Origin of the sequence: Mycolicibacterium brisbanense (genome assembly GCF_001570425.1) — a bacterium.
Taxonomy (GTDB): Bacteria; Actinomycetota; Actinomycetes; order Mycobacteriales; family Mycobacteriaceae; genus Mycobacterium; species Mycobacterium brisbanense.
This window is the reverse complement of sequence record NZ_BCSX01000007.1, coordinates 59,119-75,496: the sequence shown is the minus strand read 5'-3', so window position 1 is coordinate 75,496 and position 16,378 is coordinate 59,119. Positions and strand designations below refer to the sequence as shown.

The window sequence follows — 16,378 nt, the reverse complement described above, 5'->3', positions numbered from 1 at the left end:
CCCGCTTGTGGTTGTGGTCACGTCACCAGACGATGGGGAACCCGCCCAGACCGATACCCCAGCCCCACCCCGGCGAGAAGTTCGTCGCAGGCGGTGTGGTGACGATCTGGGTGCTGCCGTTGGTTTGGCACTGCGTGGTGGTCGGGGTGGTGTTGATGCACTTGGGCGTCGCGTTGGCCGACGCGGCCGTCAGCATCGCCACACTCATGCCTGCGGTTGCCAGAAGCGCTCCGAGATACCGCGCACACCCACTCATGACCTGCTCCGATCGGTGAGTCAAGCGTACGCCGAGGGGACCCTCGGGAGACTCACAGAAAGTAAAACCCGCGGTGCGGCGGAAACATGCCCGGAAGCGGTTCACCCAGCGGCGTACAACCCTTTGCCCGTCACCAACGGCAGATCCAGCGTCGTGCGGATACCCGGCGCCGCCGCGACGACCATCGGGATCGCATTCACGACGCGGGCGGCCGTGGCCACCAGGCCGGCATGGTTGTGGTCGCCGTTGGGGCTGCTCAGGCACAGGTCAAGGGAGTACGAGGGCTCACCGGTCAGCTCGATGCGGTACGACCCGCCCTCCTGCGCGGGCTGCGGCCAGGCCGGGCACAGATCGTCGCGTAACCGCGTGACGTGTTCGAGCACCACGGCGGCGCGGCCGTCGACCATGCCGCGCACTTCGAAGCGCATCGCGGCCGTCGTGCCTTTCGCGATGTGACCGGAGGCGATGTCGAAGTCCTCGGGTGCGGGTTCGCGGACATGGGTCTCGGTCACCTCGTCGAGCTTGATCCCCAGCCCGGCGGCCAGCTGCCGCACCACCGAGCCCCACGCCAGGCTGAGCACACCCGGTTGCAGCAGCATCGGCGTCTCGTCCAGCGGCTTGCCGAAGCCCATCACGTCGAACATCACGGTCGCGCTGTCGTATGTGGCGTAATCGACGATCTCCATGCAGCGGATCTGCTCGATGCGTTGGCAGGTCCCGGCAAGGGCAAGGGGCAGAAGGTCATTGGCGAAGCCCGGATCGATGCCATTGATGAAGAGTGACGAACCACCCTCTTGGGCGGCCTGCTCGATGGGCTCGACGAGCTCGGCGGGCAGCACCTGCCACGGGTATTGCAGGAACACCGCCGAGCTGCCGACGACGTTGACCCCGGCGGCCAGGATGCGCCGGTAATCGTCGAGCGCTTCAGGCAGGCGGTTGTCGGCCATCGCGGTGTACACGGCGCATTCCGGTTTGGTGGCCAGTACCTCGCCGAGATCGGTGGTGGCCACGATGCCCGTCGAAACATCAAGCCCGGCAAGCTCTCCGGCGTCTTTGCCGGCCTTGCTCGGCGAGGACACCCAGACCGCGGTGAGCTCGTACGCCGGATTGGTGATCAACTGGGTCAAGGCGTGGCGGCCGACGTTGCCGGTGCCGATCGCTGCGACGCGAATGCTCACGGTGCTCCTTACAGGTCGGGAATGGGCAGATCGAGGTTCGGGTAGGTGATGCCGCCGTCGACCTCAAGGATCTTTCCGGTCAGGTAGCTGCCCGCGGGTGAGGCCAAATACACTGCGGCGGCGGCGATGTCCTCCGGATCGCCGAGCCGGCGCATCGGCGTGACCTTCTCCATCGGCTCGCGCAGGGCGTCGTTGCTCGCGACGATGTCCAGCGCCGAGGTGAGGATCGAGCCGGGCGCGATGGCGTTGACGCGGATGCGCGGGCACAGGTCCAACGCCGCCAGTCGGGTGTAGTGCGCGAGTGCGGCCTTGGCGGTGCCGTAGGCGACGAACCCGCGGCCGGCCAGCCGTCCCATGGTCGAGGTGATGTTGATGATGCTGCCGCCGCCCGAGTGTTCGAGCATCAGCGGCACCGCGGCCGCGGTGAGCGCGTGGGCGGTCGAAACGTTGAACGTGAACGCGTCGCGCAGAGCCTGGGTGGACGTGTTGACCAGTGGCGCGGGCATGGTGCCGCCGACGTTGTTGACGACGATGTCTAGTTTCCCGAACGCACTCGCCGCGGCATCCGCGAGTTCGGCGGTGGCCTCCGGGTGGGCAAGGTCGGCAGCCACCACGTGGGCTTTGCGGCCGACGCGGCGAATCTGCTCGGCCACCTCGTCGAGTTGAGATTGCGTGCGCGACGCGATGACCACGTCGGCGCCGGCTTCGGCGAAGGCGACGGCGATGGCCGCGCCCAGGCCGCGGCCTGCTCCGGTGACGATCGCAACCTTGTCGTCGAGTCGGAATCTGTCCAGAATCACGCTGCGCTCCCTGTTCGTCTACGGCGTCACCGTAGCAGTGTCCGAAGGCCCGTCGGGCAGCTTTCTGTAACACGTTCTAATCGCCTCTCGACGCGGCGCCGGGTGCCCTGCGCGGATCGCGTCGGTGAGCCGACGATTGTTGGGATCGGTAGCAATCCGACCGCTGTCTACTACCCGCAGGCGCGCCACTGTGGCGCAATAGATGCAGCGAACCAGGGATTGCGACATGAAGACCATTCACAGTGTCACGCCGACTGTGTGGGTACTCGTCGCCGCGGGGTTGTCGGTCGGTGTCGTCGCCGTCGGATCCCCGGTGGCGCGGGCGGACGTCGACTTCGAATGCGAGCGCGGGTGTTGGGGCGCGGCTGCGGCGTCCTCGTCGACCGGGCAGGAAGTGCTGCGACTCAACTACAAGACCCGTCAGGAGGCGGAGGACGCGGCCGTCTTGTGGTGCGACGTGTTGGGCAAGACGAACGACTGCCAGGTGCTGACATCGGGACTGGGCTGTCTCGCGATCGCGGCGAGCGGCGACGGCAAGCGGTTCGCGGGCGGCGTTGCACTGTTCCAAGACGGCGCCGACGCGGCAGCACTGGACGGGGCTGGACCTGGCTCGACGATCGAGCTGCGTGACTGCAACGGCTGACGTACCGCGCCAACCGCGTGTTGTACGCTGGCGCCGGGCGCCCGGTCGCGCCCAACCTTCGGCAACCCGCCCCAGCACGGTTACCTCAGGAGGCAAAGGGAGGTCCACCTCTCGGCTGGGACAACCGACATCTACCGTCCGGCTGTCGCATCGGTCGCTGGGGGCCCGACCGGCGGCTGCGGGAGATGCCATGACCAAGCAAGCTGACTTCAAGCGGCGCGTCCGCGCGCGGATGAACAAGACCGGCGAATCCTACGTGAGCGCACGTAATGCGTTGCTCGCCAAGGTATCCGATGAAATCGCTCCACTGCTGAACGCTGCCGGGATGGCCGACGCGCTGCACGTGAGCAACGGGGACGCCACCGACCTGGCGCGTACCGGTATTGCGCGTCGCATCCTCTACTGGCGCGACGTCCTGCACGAGGGCCCGGTCCCGGCCGTCGACGCCGAAGAACTGAGCCAGATCCGAGCCGCGTTTTTGGCCGATGCCCTCGACGAAGACCGCGCTGCCATCGGTTCGACATTCGCCGAGCGCGACAACGTGCTGGCGGCCAACCGCGACGGGCAGTACGTGTTGTGGTTCGAGGCCGATCTTGTCGATCAGCTGCAGATCATCCAGATCTTGGAACGGTTGGCCGAGCTGGAGGTGGATGCCGAGCGGATCACCCTGATCTGCATCGGTGAACACGCCGGAATCGCCCGCTTCGGTGGGCTCGGGGAGTTGGGTGCCGAGCAGTTGCGCGCGCTGCCCGGCACCAATGCGTGTGCACGGTTGACCACGTCGGCTCTGCAGCTTGCCACTCTGGCATGGGCGGCATTTCGGGCGCCCACGCCGGCCGCGCTGGGTGGCATCGCTGAAACCCGTTCGGGGGAACTGCGTTTCCTCGGCGAGGCGTTCGAAAGGCTGAGCCGCGAGTACCCGTCGACACGCGACGGGCTGTCGCTCACCGAACGTCGCCTGCTGGCCGCGATCGCCGAAGGTGCATCCGACGCGGCAACCGCGTTTGTGCGGGCGAATGCCCGGGAGGCGCGCAGGTTCCTCGGTGATTGCTGGGGTTATGCGGCGATCCAGCGGCTGGCGACCGCTCCGGTGCCGCTGCTGGACGTGGATTCTGTTTCCGTCAACAGTGATACGGCAGTACAGATCACCGATGCCGGGCGGTGTGTGCTCGCCGGCGGGGACGACCACGTCACGCTCAATGGCGTCGACCGGTGGATCGGCGGTGTGCATCTCTCCGGGCACAATGTGGCTTGGCGGTGGGACGAGGGCACCGAATCGATTGTGGGAAGCGGCATTCGGACAGATGGGTAGCGTCGATCTGCCGAGAGCTTGAGTCGGTAGCAGGGTATACAATCGAACGTATGTTCGAGGAACTCGGCGACGCGGGACTTGTCGCGGAGATCGAGCGGGAAACCCGGGCAGCGGCTGCGTCGGATTCCCGCCGGCTGCGGTTGATTGCTGAGTTGGTCAATCGCCGAGTCGCCGAGCAGGACGACGAACTGTTGCACTGGGCGTGCGACTACTGGGATGCCGCGGCCGCCGAGATCGCAGCAGCGATGGGCGTGGCCCACCGCGTCGCGTCGAAGGAGATGCGCATAGCGGTTGCGCTCGGCGACCGGTTTCCCCGGGTGGCCGCCCTGTTCGACGAGGGTCGGGTCAGCTCCCGGCTGATCGCGACCATCACCTGGCGAACGCTGTTGGTACTGGACGATGAGGCCCTGCGGCTGATCGACGAGGAGTTGGTGCAGCGCGTCACCGAGTGGGGTCCGATGTCGGTCGACAAACTTGAACAAGCCATCGACACCCTGATCGAACGGTACGACCCGGGCGCACTCCGGCGACTGCGCGAAGCCGTTCGTGCCCGCGATGTGTGCCTGGGCAAGCCTGATGATGTCAGCGGCACCGTGTCGCTGTGGGGTCGGTTGTTGGCCGCCGACGGCGCGGCACTGAAGAAGCGCATGGCGTATGTGCTCAGTGGCGTGTGCGCGGACGATCCGCGGACCGCCGGCCAACTCCGGTCCGACGCGATGGGCGTGATCGCTGTCCTCGGGGACAGGCTGCGCTGTCAGTGCGGCAATACGGACTGTCCGGCCAGTGCACCTGACGCCCGTGGCGCCAACACTGTCGTCTATGTGTTGGCCGACAAGGCAGCGTTAGAGGCTGAGCCTGATCCCTACCTGTCCGGGGATCACGACACCATTCCGATCCCGCGCGAGCAGGTGACCGTGGAGCCCGAGCCTTCTCCCGATGCATCCGGGCATGACGCTATTGAGCCGAGCCCGCCACAACAGGTGGAGGACGAGAAGCCCAAGAAGAAGCCGACAGCGGTCCTACTCGACGGTGGCGTGGTGCCCACGCCATTGCTGGCAGAACTGATCGCCAACGGGGCGAAAGTTCGCGAACTCATTCCACCGTGTGACGAGCCTGAGCCGCGGTATCGGCCGTCGGCGAAGCTGGCGGCGTTCGTGCGTATGAGGGATATGACGTGCATGTTCCCGGGGTGTGGGCGTCCTGCCCAGTTCTGCGATATCGACCACACCGAGCCCTATCCCAGCGGATCAACCCACGCGTCAAACACCAAGTGTCTGTGCAGAATTCATCACCTCTTGAAAACTTTCTGGATCGGCTGGTCTGACCGTCAGCAGCCCGACGGCAGCGTCGTGTGGACGACACCGAGTGGTCTGACCTATGTGACGCGGCCGGGCAGTCGGTTGTTCTTCCCGCACTGGAATACCACGACTGCGGAGTTGCCGCCGGCCGCCGGCGCATCGGCCACCACCGATCGCGGGGTCATGATGCCCCGCCGAAAGCGCACGCGAGCCGCCCAATGGGCCCGCCAGATCCGGGCCGAACGCGCGCGCAATGAAGCGCATCTCGCCGAGCGGGCCAAACCGCCGCCCGGCTGACGATTCGGGCGCACAATTGAGGCGTCCGTCCGATACGGGAGGCGCTATGAACGATCAGCCCTATGACCTTTTCGGCGATGTCTTCCGGCGGTACTTCACCCGCGCGGTCGACGTGTACCCAAACGTGGGTAGACGGCTCGTGCACCAGTTGCTGGCCTCGAGCGACGACGTCCAGGACCGGGTTGCCGAGGCGCGCCACGCCGCATTGGTGTGGAGCAGGGCTGAGTCCGCCGGCACCGGCATGACCTCGGAATGCTTCGTGATCACGCAGTGCGGGCTGATGTACGGCGCCAATTTCGACGACGCGACGCATCGGTTGCACTACCTGGCCACGCCGGCCGGGTTGTTCGACGCGTTCATCGATCGGGTCGAAGACACCCCACTGCAATCCGGTGAAGTCGTGGCAGTGGATCGGCGGTGCAGCCACGATCTCGAAGCCGCGCATCCGATGGATGCCGCGTTGCGCCGGATCCTCGACGAGTTCGAGACGCTGCGCGTGGACGTGCGCGTCGCTTGACGCGGGATCAATCGCCCACCCGCGCCAGGTCGGCCTGCTTCGACCGCGAATTGACTTGGTGGCTGCGCATGTTGGCTCTGGCGACCCGGTAGAGGAAGGCCGGGTGGAACAAGCGGGTGGGCGCATCTACCAAACCGGTGACCTTGAAGAATTGTGCGTGCACCTCGGCGTCGGTCTCGCACGCAGTCAGCACGCGGTCCACGAACCGGTTGGCCACTCGCATCGACGGCGTGCGGTGTCCTTCGACCTCGGGGAACGCCAGATCTGACCCCGCCGCCAGGTTCCACGCCACGCCGATCGATTTCGCGGCGGCCCGGAAGTAGCGCCGCGCCAGATCGGTGGTGCCGCCACGCAACGCTTCCCGCAGTGCCACTGCGTCCATGGCTGCCACCGACATGCCCTGCCCGTAGATCGGGTTGAAGCTACACATCGCGTCGCCGCACACGAGCAGGCCCGCGGGGAATCGCTGCATCTTGTCGTAGCGCCGCCACTGGCTGGACGGCAGCCGATGCTGCACCACCGGGGTGATCGGCTCACCGGCCCGCGCAGCAGCCACGAGCCGCGGGGGAGCGAACTCGTCGGCGTAGGCCAGCATGCCGGCAAGATCCCGCGGCGGCTCGTGGCCCACCATTCCGAAGACCGTGAAGATCCACAGGTCCTCCTCGTAGCGGAACAGGAACATCCCGTTCGGCCGATCGGGGACAGGTCCGATGATCGTCAGCATGACGTCGTAGGCGTTCGGCGGGATCCGCAACGCCTGGCTGACGTAGGTGGTGTGCATGACGATGCGGTCCTCGGGAGGGCGCCCGTAGCCGAGCCGTTCCAGGCAGGCCGGGGTGTGTGCGCCGCGGCCCCGGGCGTCGACGACGAAATCGGCGCTCAGCTGCTGTTCGTCTCCACCGTCGTGGCCGACGATGCGGGCGCCGGTGATGCGTGAGCGATCAGCGGTCGCGGTCAGCTCGGAGACGTCGTGGCCGTCGCGGATCGTCACGTTGCCCAAGGCCTGCAACCGGCGCCGGACATGGCATTCCAGCAGCGGCCTGCTGGGCTGGTACAGCGCCAGTGCCTTGTAGTCGGCCGGCGTGCCCGGGGCCCGGCCGGTGCGCCGCATGAGGTGCCCGCCGTAGGAAATGTAGAACCGCGACAGATCGCCGTCGTCCCACACCGGCGCGCCCGCTGCCGCGAGTTCGTCGAGGATGCCGGGAAAGAACTCACCGACCGTCTGGGCGCCCCGGGCCAGCAGGGCGTGGACATGCCTGCCCTGCGGAACGCCTCGACGGTTGCTCGGTGTCTCCGACAGCTCGTCGCGTTCGACGACGGTGACCGTGTCGTAGAAGTCCGACAGCACCCGGGCGGCCAGCAGACCGCTGATGCTTCCACCCAGGACCAGTGCGTGCTCGCCCAGCTTTGCCATGGCTGGCATTGTCGGGTCGTACGGAAGGGCGGGCCTAGGGTAGGCGACTACCCTACTTACTTCTTCGCGGCGGCCTTCTTCGCTGGAGCCTTTTTGGCGGCGGCCTTTTTCGCCGGTGCCTTCTTGGCCGGCTTGGCCTCTTCGTCATCGGAGTCCTTGTCGGAGTCCTCATCGGAGTCCTTGTCCGACTTGGCCGAGCCGCCGCCCTTGCGGGCCTTCACCGAGGCTTCGAGCTTGGCGAGCAGATCGGAGACGTCCTCGGTCTCATCGAGATCTGCCGGCTGCTCCTCGACCGAGAATGCTTCGCCGCCTTCGAGTTTCGCCTGCACCAGCTCGTAGAGCTGGGCCTGGTAGTCATCGCGGAATTGATCGGGATGGAAGTCGTCGGTCATCGACTCCACCACCTGACCTGCCATCTTCAGTTCGGCCGGCTTGATCTCGACTTCCTTGTCCAGCACCGGGAAATCGGGGTCGCGGATCTCGTCGGGCCACAGCAGGGTGTGGATCACCATCACGTTGCGCTTGGAGAAATCCTTGACCCGCAATGCCGCGAGCCGGGTCTTGTTGCGCAGCGAGAAGTGCACGATGGCCACGCGCTCGGTCTCGGCGAGGGTCTTGGCCAGCAGCACGTAGGACTTGGACGACTTGGAATCGGGCTCCAGGAAATAGCTCTTGTCGTACATCAGTGGATCGAGCTGTTCGGCCGGGATGAACTCGACCACTTCGATCTCGCGGCTGCGTTCCTCGGGCAGGGTGGCGATGTCCTCGTCGGTGATCACCACCATTTGCCCGTCGTCGGATTCATAGGCCTTGTTGATGTCCCGGAATTCGACGACCTCGCCGCACACCTCGCATACCCGCTTGTATCGGATGCGCCCGTTGTCCTTGGCGTGCACCTGATGGAACTTGATGTCGTGGTCCTCGGTCGCGCTGTAGACCTTGACCGGTACGTTCACCAGGCCGAAGGCGATCGAACCCTTCCAGATGGATCGCATTTGCCCAGTATGGCCGGTGATGAGCGCATGCGCGAAGAACCAAAGGCTCAGCGTCTAGCCGGGATGTGCCAACGCGTTGCGATCGGGCAGGTCGGCGCCTGCTCGGGCGACCGTCCAGGCCGCCGCCCGCGAGGCCCGGACGACGGCGTCTTCCAGTGCATCGCAGCTGATGGCACGCAGTTCGCGGCGCTTGTCGGCGCCCAGCAGACCCTGATCCCACAGGGCGTCGATCAAGCCGGCCATGAACGCGTCGCCGGCTCCCACGGTGTCCACCACCTCGACCGAGCGGGCGGGCACCCTGACCATTCCGGCAGCGCACAGCGCGAACGCACCTTCCGAGCCCACGGTCACCGCGACGATCGAGGGACCCATGGCCAACCAGGTGCGGGCGATCTTCTCCGGGGAGCTCCGCTTGTCGATCCACCGCAGATCCTCGTCGCTGACCTTGACGATGTCGGCGTGTTCCACGAGGCGTTCGATCCGGCCGCGGGCCGCGTCGTCGTCGGTGATCAAGGCCGGTCGCACGTTCGGATCGAACGTGATGGTGGCCGACAGGTGGTACGCGTCGAGCAGTGCGGCCACCGCGCGGCACCCGGGCTCAAGCACCGTGGCGATGGAGCCGGTATGCGCGACCAGCGGGGGGCCTACTTCGGGTGTGCCGGAGAGTTGCCACTCCAAGTCGAAGGTATAGCTCGGCGAGCCGTTCTTGAGGGTGACCTGCGCGGTGGGCGTGCGTTTGGCGCTCATGCTGCCCGAAACAAGGTCGACCCCAACGGCTTTGGCGTACTCGGCGATGCGCCTGCCGTGAGGGTCGTCGGCGATGTGCGTCAGGAAGTCGACATCGCGGCCCAGCCGGGCCAGCCCGAGCGCCACGTTGAGTGGGCTGCCGCCGACATGCTCGCTGGTGATGGCGCCGCCGCGTTTGACGATGTCCACCAGCGCCTCACCGATGACCAGAGCGCGGTTCATGATCGCAGTGCCTCCAAAGTGGCTCGGGCGCCGACGCGATGCAGCGAATCCAGCGCCCACAGATAGGCCTCGACGAACCGGGGTTCGGTCGCGAGGTCGCCGAACAGGGGGGTGTACTCGATGAAGGCTGTCGGGTTCTCGCGCTGCGAGCGGGCCAACGGTACGAGTGTCTCCGCCAGGGCGTCTTCGACGTTGATCGGTTCGCCTTGCTCGTCGACGCCCTCGGCGTAGCGGGCCCAACTGGCCACCACGGCCGCCGAGAGACGAATCGGCGCACCGGTCCTGAGGTTCTCCCGGATCACCGGCAGCAGCCACTTCGGGATCCGGTCCGACGAGCCGAAGCACAGCCGCACGATGGTGTCGCGGACACCCGGGTTGGCGAAACGCTCGATCAGCGTGCGCTTGTAGTCGTCCAGATCGATGCCCGGCACGGGCTCAAGCGTCGGGGTGCCTTCGGAATCCATGTAGTCGAGCAGGAATTCGGCGAACAACGGATCGGCTGCGGCGTCGTGCACCAAGCGGTAGCCGGCGAGGTAGCCGAAGTAGCACAACGCTTGATGCCCGGCATTGAGCAGCCGCAGCTTCATCAGCTCGTAGGGCCTCACGTCGTCGACCATGAGCACGCCGGCCTCCTCCAGCGGGGGGCGGCCGTCGGAGAACGAATCCTCCAATACCCAGGACGTGAACGGTTCTGCCACCACGGGCCACTGATCGGTGATGCCGAACTCCGAGTGCACCGTCTCGATCACGTCCGGCGTGGTGACCGGGGTGATGCGGTCCACCATCGAATTGGGGAATCGCGCATGGGTGTCGATCCACTCGCCGAGGCCCGGAGACACCCGATCGGCGTAGGTGGTGAATGTGCGCCGCGCCATGTCGCCGTTGCCCTCGATGTTGTCGCAGGACACGATGGTCGGTGCCGCGATGCCACGGTCGCGCCGCAGCGCCAGCGCGTCGGTCACCAGTCCGAACACGTTGACCTCATCGGGGGACACGGAGTCGAGATTGTAGCCACCCTCGGTGATGGTCAACGAGATGATCCGGGTGGAGGGGCTGGCCAGGAGTTCGACGACGCCCTCGGGATCGTCGGGGGCATACCGGTAGTCGACGATGGACCCGATCACGCGTGCCTCGCGGGTGCCGTCGGGGTGCACCAGCATCAGGGTGTACAGCCCGTCCTGGGCAGCCATGACGTTGGCCATCTTCCGGTCCGACGGCAATACCCCGACACCGCAGATGCCCCACTCGGTGGCCAGGCCCTTCTGCAGCAGCCGGTCGATGTACATCGCCTGATGCGCGCGATGGAACCCGCCGACGCCGAAGTGCACGATGCCGACCTGGACCTGGTCGCGGTTGTAGTTCGGGCGCGCCGCAGTGGGCTTTTGCGTAGCGGATGTTGTGTGCGTCACATCTGTCATGTTAGCGTGATGAGCATCTACTCGCACCCGTGAGCATTTGCTCACTGTATCGGGAAGTGGGGTCCAGTGTCCGCACCGACACCAGAGGATCTGCGACTCGCTCTGCGTGCGGCCTCGCTGTATTACCTCGACGGCCTCACCCAGGCCGAGATCGCGGCCCGGCTCGGGGTCTCCCGGCCCACCGCCGGGCGCCTGGTCGCCAAGGCCAAGGCCAACGGCCTTGTGCGCGTGGAGGTGGTGGTTCCTCCCGGCATCAGCGATGACCTCCACGCCGACGAGGAACGGGAACTCGAACGGCGCTTCGGCCTCACCGAAGCGGTCGTGGCAGCCAATGCCGGGCGGGCCGGCGCCGCGTTGCTGATGCGGCGCATCGCCGCCGACGACGTACTCGGGTTTACATGGGGCCCGGAGCAGGTCAGTGTCGCGACCGCGCTGGTGCCCGGTGTGGCAAGTTGCCGTGCGGTGGTCCAACTCGACGGCGCCATGTCCACCGCCGCGTATCAGACCGGCACCGAGCAGATCCTCACGCGGTGCGCCGACACTCTGCGCGCCGAGACCTTCCGGCTGCCTGCCCCGCTCTATGCCGACCCGGCGACCGTGGTTTCGATGCGCGGAGATTCGGTCATCTCGCGCACGCTGGACGCCGGACGGCGCGCCGACACCATGCTGTTCGGGGTGGGGGCGGTATCGACCTCCACGACGCTGTTCGAAGGCAGCTTCCTGGATATCCGGATGCTCGACGAGCTCGTCTCCCAGGGCGCCGTCGGTGAGATTGGCGGTCGCTTCTTCAACGCCCATGGCGAACCCGTTCACCATGAGCTGCAGCAGCGGGCGATGTCGGTGCCGCTGGAAGACATCCGCACGTGTGAGAAAACCATTCTGGTCTCCGGCGGCGCCGGTAAGTATCAGGCCATCCTCGGTGCTCTGCGGGGCAAGCTGGCCCGGCTGTTGGTATGCGATATCGATTGCGCCCGTTGGTTGTTGGCGCAGAAATGAGGTTGTCATGAGATTCGCAAGAAAGCTGGCCGCGGTCGTCGCGGCGGCCGGCCTGGCCCTGACGGCCGGTTGTGCCGGGGCGGGCTCGCTCGGCGCCACCGATCAGACCGTGACCATCGCGATGGTGTCGAACTCGCAGATGACCGACGCCCGCTCGCTGGCGAACCGGTTCGAGGCCGCCAACCCGGATATCAAACTCAGGTTCGTCACCCTGTCGGAGAACCAGGCGCGGGCCAAGATCACCGCGTCGACGGCGATGGGCGGCGGGGAATTCGACGTCGTGATGATCAGCAACTACGAGGCTCCGCAATGGGCCGAAAACGGCTGGCTGGTCAACCTTTCCGACTACGCGCGCAACACGCCGGGCTATGACGAGAACGACTTCATCCCGTCGCTGCGGGAATCACTGTCCTACAAGGGCAACATGTACGCGGTGCCGTTCTACGGCGAGTCCTCGTTCCTGATGTACCGCAAGGACCTGTTCGAGCAGGCCGGTATCGAGATGCCGCACAACCCGACGTGGCAGCAGGTCGCCGACGCCGCGGCCAAACTCGACAGCCAGGACATGGTCGGCATCTGCCTGCGGGGCAAGCCCGGCTGGGGTGAGGTGCTGGCCCCGCTGGACACCGTGATCAACACTTTCGGCGGGCGCTGGTACGACGAGAAATGGAACGCCCAGCTCACCAGCCCCGAGGTGGAGAAGGCCGTCAACTTCTACGTCGACCTGGTCCGCAACCACGGCGAACCCGGCGCCGCGACAAGCGGTTTCGGTGAATGCGCGACGCAGTTCGCACAAGGTCGGGCCGCCATGTGGTACGACGCGACATCGGCGGTCTCGGTGCTGGAGGATCCCGCGTCGTCGAAGGTGGTCGGCAAGGTCGGCTACGCCATGGCGCCGACGGTCGAGAAGCCCAACTCCGGATGGCTCTACACGTGGGCGCTGGGAATCCCCAAGAGCAGCGACAAGCCAGACGCCGCATGGAAGTTCATCTCCTGGATGACTGACCAGAACTACATCAAGCTGGTCGGTGAGCAACTGGGGTGGGCGCGGGTGCCACCGGGCAGTCGGCTGTCGACCTACCAGATTCCCCAATATCAAGAAGCGGCAAAGGCATTCGGTCAGGTGACGCTCGACTCGATCGAGGGTGCCACCCCCGCCAAGCCGACGGTGCAACCGGTGCCGTACACCGGCGTGCAGTTCCTGGCCATCCCGGAATTTCAGGACCTCGGAACCCGGGTGAGCCAGCAGATCAGCGCGGCGATCGCCGGGCAGAAGTCCGTCGCCGATGCGCTGGAGCAGTCGCAGAAATACGCAGAGGTCGTCGGCAAGACCTACCAGGAGAAGCCATGACAACCAGTCAGTTACCGGCCGAAGCCGACGCGCTGACCGAGGCCGAGCACGTCGCACGGATCAAACAGAAGCAGGATCCGGGGGTGTCCCGGGCCGAAGGCTGGCGCCGCCGCGGGCCCCTGCTGCCTGCGCTGATCTTCATGATCATCGTCACCCAGATCCCGTTCCTGTTCACGCTGTACTACTCGACCCTGTCGTGGAACCTGGTTCGGCCCGGCTCCCGGCACTTCGTCGGGCTGCAGAACTACCTCGACGTCGTCAAGGACGGAACCTTCTGGCAGGTCGCGATCAACACGGTGGTCATCATCGTGGCGACCGTGCTGCTGTCGGTGATCATCGGGCTGGTCCTGGCGCTGCTGCTCGATCGGGTGTTCCTCGGCCGCGGTATCGTCCGCACGCTGCTCATCACCCCGTTCCTCGTGACACCCGTTGCGGGAGCGCTGATGTGGAAGACCGCGATGCTCGACCCGGTGTTCGGCATCATCAACTGGGTGCTGTCCCCGCTGGGCCTCAAACACGTCGACTGGGTCAGCCAGTTCCCGCTGACCTCGATCATCATCGCGCTGGTGTGGCAGTGGACCCCGTTCATGATGCTGCTGATCCTCGCGGGCCTGCAGTCCATGCCCCGCGACATCCTCGAAGCAGGCCGGGTTGACGGCGCCGGTGCGTTCCAGCTGTTCCGTGAGCTCACCCTGCCGCACCTTCGGCGGTTCATCGAGCTGGGCACGGTGCTCGGGGCGATCTACCTGGTCAACACCTTCGACCAGATCTACATGATGACCCAGGGCGGGCCGGGTACCGCGAGCGCGAACCTGCCGTTCTACATCTACCAGCGCGCCTTCCTGGGCTTCGACATCGGCCAGGCCGCTGCGATGGGCGTGATCGTCGTGATCTTCACGATGATCATCGCGAGCTTCGCACTGCGATTGATCTTCAAATCGTTCACGGGCAAGGAGGAGGCGGCCTGATGAGTACCGTCACGACGAGCGCGACGCCGGAAACGGCCGACAACAACGGAAAAGTCAAGCGGCGCAAGTTCGATCCGTGGGGCGTGGTGGCCTGGATCGTCGGCCTCGGGTTCTTTTTCCCGGTGTTCTGGATGGTGCTGACCGCCTTCAAACAGGAGGTCGACGCCTACACCACGACGCCGAAGATCTTCTTCGTGCCGACCCTCGACGAGTTCAAGGCGGTGTTCGCCAACGGCGTCGGGACCAGCCTGCTGAACTCGCTGTACGCCACCACGGTGTCCACGGTCCTGGTGCTGGCCCTGGGTATCCCGGCCGCCTTCGCGCTCTCTCTGAAGCCGGTGCGCAAGACACAGGACGCGCTGTTCTTCTTCATGAGCACCAAGATGCTGCCGATCGTCGCGGCGATCATCCCGCTGTACGTCATCGTGTCGAACATCGGTCTGCTGGACAACATCTGGGCGCTGATCATCCTGTACACCTCGATGAACCTGCCGATCGCGGTGTGGATGATGCGGTCGTTCTTCCTGGAGGTGCCCGGGGAGCTCCTGGAGGCCGCGAGCCTCGACGGCGCGAGCACGTGGCGCTCGGTGCGCGAGGTGATCCTGCCACTCGTGTCACCAGGGATCGCGGCCACGGCGCTGATCTGCGTGATCTTCGCCTGGAACGAGTTCTTCTTCGCGGTGAATCTCACTGCGGTGCAAGCCCAGACCATGCCCGTTTTCCTGGTCGGCTTCATCGCGGGTGAAGGCCTGTACTGGGCCAAGCTGTGCGCGGCGGCGACGATGGCCGCGCTTCCGGTGGTTCTCGCGGGCTGGGTCGCGCAGAACAAACTGGTTCGTGGTCTGTCCTTCGGTGCCATCAAGTAGGGAGTTAGAACAAATGGCTGCAATCACTTACCGCAACGCCTCGTGCATCTACGAGGGCTCGGACAAGCTCGCGGTCGACTCGCTCAACCTCGACATCGCCGACGGTGAATTCGTGGTGCTGGTCGGCCCGTCCGGATCCGGGAAGAGCACCGCGCTGCGGATGCTGGCCGGCCTCGAGGACATCGACGAGGGCGCCATCGAGATCGGCGGCAAGGACATGACCGGGGTGCCGTCCAAGGACCGCGACATCGCGATGGTGTTCCAGAACTACGCGTTGTACCCGACCAAGACCGTCGCCGAGAACATGGGCTTCGCCCTCAAACTGCGTGGCGTACCCGCCGACGAGCGGCGCCGCAAGGTTGAGGAAGCCGCCAAACTGCTTGACCTGGAGCCATTCCTGGACCGCAAGCCCGCCAAGCTGTCCGGCGGCCAGCGTCAGCGCGTCGCGATGGGCCGAGCCATCGTGCGTGAGCCGCAGGTGTTCTGCATGGACGAGCCGCTTTCGAACCTGGATGCCAAGTTGCGGGTACAGACCCGCACCCAGATCGCCGCGCTCCAGCGCCGGTTGGGCACCACCACTGTCTACGTCACCCACGATCAGGTGGAGGCGATGACGATGGGGGACCGGGTTGCGGTGCTGCGCAACGGCAAACTGCAGCAGTTCGCCTCACCGTCGGAGCTCTACGACAAGCCGGTCAACGAGTTCGTCGCCGGATTCATCGGATCGCCCGCGATGAACCTGGTCAAGCTTCCCGTCGTCGCAGACGGTGTGCGGGTGGGCGAGAACTCGACACTGGAGCTGGAGCGTGAACAGCTGACCCGGTTGAACGGGCTCTCCGAGGTCACCATCGGCATCCGGCCCGAGCAGCTGGAGATCGTGGACTCGGGCGGCATCGAGGTGGTGGTCGATCTGGTCGAGGATCTCGGCAGCGAGGCCTATGTCTACACCCATGCGGGCTCGGGCTCCGGTGTGGAGCTGGTCGCTCGGTGCAACCCGCGTACCGCGCCGAAGCTGGCCCAGACGGTGCGGCTGCGCAAGCACCCCGAAGGTGTCGTGCACCTGTTCCACCCGGAGACAGGCGCGCGCATCTAGCCTGGGG

The 16,378-nt window shown here is 66.0% G+C and carries 16 protein-coding genes; 9 read left to right on the top strand and 7 right to left on the bottom strand.

What is annotated here, in order from left to right; translation table 11 throughout:
* Nucleotides 1-22: 22 nt before the first annotated feature.
* From RMCB_RS02800 to RMCB_RS02790, 3 genes are all read right to left on the bottom strand, one after another.
* Nucleotides 23-256 carry a hypothetical protein gene (locus tag RMCB_RS02800; RefSeq protein ID WP_062827533.1) on the bottom strand — a complete coding sequence of 78 codons (234 nt, stop codon included), beginning with the start codon at nucleotides 254-256 and terminating at the stop codon, nucleotides 23-25.
* Between the two features lie 101 nt (nucleotides 257-357).
* Nucleotides 358-1,434, bottom strand: coding sequence for an NAD(P)H-dependent amine dehydrogenase family protein (locus RMCB_RS02795; RefSeq protein ID WP_062827532.1), 1,077 nt, complete (start codon nucleotides 1,432-1,434; stop codon nucleotides 358-360).
* An 8-nt stretch (nucleotides 1,435-1,442) separates the two neighbouring features.
* Nucleotides 1,443-2,234: an SDR family oxidoreductase gene (locus RMCB_RS02790; RefSeq protein WP_062827531.1), complete on the bottom strand. Its 792-nt coding sequence runs from the start codon at nucleotides 2,232-2,234 to the stop codon at nucleotides 1,443-1,445.
* A 226-nt stretch (nucleotides 2,235-2,460) separates the two neighbouring features.
* On the opposite strand from RMCB_RS02790, the gene RMCB_RS02785 reads away from it, so the two are divergent.
* From RMCB_RS02785 to RMCB_RS02770, 4 genes are all read left to right on the top strand, one after another.
* Nucleotides 2,461-2,877, top strand: coding sequence for a DUF4189 domain-containing protein (locus RMCB_RS02785; protein ID WP_062827530.1), 417 nt, complete (start codon nucleotides 2,461-2,463; stop codon nucleotides 2,875-2,877).
* Between the two features lie 190 nt (nucleotides 2,878-3,067).
* Nucleotides 3,068-4,189 (top strand): DUF1835 domain-containing protein, encoded by a 1,122-nt coding sequence (locus RMCB_RS02780; protein ID WP_201028220.1) that lies wholly within the window; start codon nucleotides 3,068-3,070, stop codon nucleotides 4,187-4,189.
* Between the two features lie 50 nt (nucleotides 4,190-4,239).
* Nucleotides 4,240-5,784, top strand: a complete 1,545-nt coding sequence (locus RMCB_RS02775; protein ID WP_062827529.1) for an HNH endonuclease signature motif containing protein — start codon at nucleotides 4,240-4,242, stop codon at nucleotides 5,782-5,784.
* A 46-nt stretch (nucleotides 5,785-5,830) separates the two neighbouring features.
* Complete coding sequence (locus RMCB_RS02770; protein WP_062827528.1) at nucleotides 5,831-6,301, top strand: hypothetical protein; 471 nt, start codon at nucleotides 5,831-5,833, stop codon at nucleotides 6,299-6,301.
* Between the two features lie 7 nt (nucleotides 6,302-6,308).
* Here the strand turns inward: RMCB_RS02770 and RMCB_RS02765 are convergent, their stop codons facing one another.
* The 4 genes from RMCB_RS02765 to RMCB_RS02750 are packed head-to-tail and all read right to left on the bottom strand — an operon-like array spanning nucleotide 6,309 to nucleotide 11,097.
* The gene (locus RMCB_RS02765; protein ID WP_062827527.1) at nucleotides 6,309-7,715 is read right to left on the bottom strand and encodes an FAD-dependent oxidoreductase; all 1,407 of its coding nucleotides are present in this window, start codon (nucleotides 7,713-7,715) and stop codon (nucleotides 6,309-6,311) included.
* Nucleotides 7,716-7,771: 56 nt separating this feature from the next.
* Nucleotides 7,772-8,710: a non-homologous end joining protein Ku gene (ku, locus tag RMCB_RS02760; RefSeq protein WP_062827526.1), complete on the bottom strand. Its 939-nt coding sequence runs from the start codon at nucleotides 8,708-8,710 to the stop codon at nucleotides 7,772-7,774.
* Nucleotides 8,711-8,764: 54 nt separating this feature from the next.
* Nucleotides 8,765-9,679, bottom strand: a complete 915-nt coding sequence (locus tag RMCB_RS02755; RefSeq protein WP_062827525.1) for a carbohydrate kinase family protein — start codon at nucleotides 9,677-9,679, stop codon at nucleotides 8,765-8,767.
* Nucleotides 9,676-11,097, bottom strand: a complete 1,422-nt coding sequence (locus RMCB_RS02750) for a mannitol dehydrogenase family protein (RefSeq protein ID WP_036425583.1) — start codon at nucleotides 11,095-11,097, stop codon at nucleotides 9,676-9,678. The genes RMCB_RS02755 and RMCB_RS02750 overlap by 4 nt, the downstream gene beginning before the upstream one ends.
* Nucleotides 11,098-11,163: 66 nt before the next feature.
* On the opposite strand from RMCB_RS02750, the gene RMCB_RS02745 reads away from it, so the two are divergent.
* The 5 genes from RMCB_RS02745 to RMCB_RS02725 are packed head-to-tail and all read left to right on the top strand — an operon-like array spanning nucleotide 11,164 to nucleotide 16,371.
* Nucleotides 11,164-12,093, top strand: a complete 930-nt coding sequence (locus RMCB_RS02745; RefSeq protein WP_029372524.1) for a sugar-binding transcriptional regulator — start codon at nucleotides 11,164-11,166, stop codon at nucleotides 12,091-12,093.
* Nucleotides 12,094-12,100: 7 nt separating this feature from the next.
* A complete protein-coding gene (locus RMCB_RS02740) occupies nucleotides 12,101-13,444 on the top strand; it encodes an ABC transporter substrate-binding protein (protein WP_062827524.1) in 1,344 nt (447 codons plus the stop codon).
* On the top strand, nucleotides 13,441-14,412 hold the full coding sequence (locus RMCB_RS02735) for a carbohydrate ABC transporter permease (RefSeq protein ID WP_062827523.1): 972 nt from the start codon (nucleotides 13,441-13,443) through the stop codon (nucleotides 14,410-14,412). The genes RMCB_RS02740 and RMCB_RS02735 overlap by 4 nt, the downstream gene beginning before the upstream one ends.
* On the top strand, nucleotides 14,412-15,278 hold the full coding sequence (locus tag RMCB_RS02730; RefSeq protein WP_029372527.1) for a carbohydrate ABC transporter permease: 867 nt from the start codon (nucleotides 14,412-14,414) through the stop codon (nucleotides 15,276-15,278). Before RMCB_RS02735 ends, RMCB_RS02730 begins: the two co-directional genes overlap by 1 nt.
* 13 nt (nucleotides 15,279-15,291) lie before the next feature.
* On the top strand, nucleotides 15,292-16,371 hold the full coding sequence (locus tag RMCB_RS02725) for an ABC transporter ATP-binding protein (RefSeq protein ID WP_029372528.1): 1,080 nt from the start codon (nucleotides 15,292-15,294) through the stop codon (nucleotides 16,369-16,371).
* Nucleotides 16,372-16,378 lie beyond the last annotated feature (7 nt).

Bases quoted from the DNA above. Each gene is read 5' to 3' on its own strand.
- RMCB_RS02800 (WP_062827533.1), bottom strand. From the start codon at position 256: ATGAGTGGGTGTGCGCGGTATCTCGGAGCGCTTCTGGCAACCGCAGGC.
- RMCB_RS02785 (WP_062827530.1), top strand. From the start codon at position 2,461: ATGAAGACCATTCACAGTGTCACGCCGACTGTGTGGGTACTCGTCGCC.
- RMCB_RS02780 (WP_201028220.1), top strand. From the start codon at position 3,068: ATGACCAAGCAAGCTGACTTCAAGCGGCGCGTCCGCGCGCGGATGAAC.
- RMCB_RS02775 (WP_062827529.1), top strand. From the start codon at position 4,240: ATGTTCGAGGAACTCGGCGACGCGGGACTTGTCGCGGAGATCGAGCGG.
- RMCB_RS02770 (WP_062827528.1), top strand. From the start codon at position 5,831: ATGAACGATCAGCCCTATGACCTTTTCGGCGATGTCTTCCGGCGGTAC.
- RMCB_RS02765 (WP_062827527.1), bottom strand. From the start codon at position 7,715: ATGGCAAAGCTGGGCGAGCACGCACTGGTCCTGGGTGGAAGCATCAGC.
- ku (WP_062827526.1), bottom strand. From the start codon at position 8,710: ATGCGATCCATCTGGAAGGGTTCGATCGCCTTCGGCCTGGTGAACGTA.
- RMCB_RS02755 (WP_062827525.1), bottom strand. From the start codon at position 9,679: ATGAACCGCGCTCTGGTCATCGGTGAGGCGCTGGTGGACATCGTCAAA.
- RMCB_RS02750 (WP_036425583.1), bottom strand. From the start codon at position 11,097: ATGACAGATGTGACGCACACAACATCCGCTACGCAAAAGCCCACTGCG.
- RMCB_RS02740 (WP_062827524.1), top strand. From the start codon at position 12,101: ATGAGATTCGCAAGAAAGCTGGCCGCGGTCGTCGCGGCGGCCGGCCTG.
- RMCB_RS02735 (WP_062827523.1), top strand. From the start codon at position 13,441: ATGACAACCAGTCAGTTACCGGCCGAAGCCGACGCGCTGACCGAGGCC.
- RMCB_RS02730 (WP_029372527.1), top strand. From the start codon at position 14,412: ATGAGTACCGTCACGACGAGCGCGACGCCGGAAACGGCCGACAACAAC.
- RMCB_RS02725 (WP_029372528.1), top strand. From the start codon at position 15,292: ATGGCTGCAATCACTTACCGCAACGCCTCGTGCATCTACGAGGGCTCG.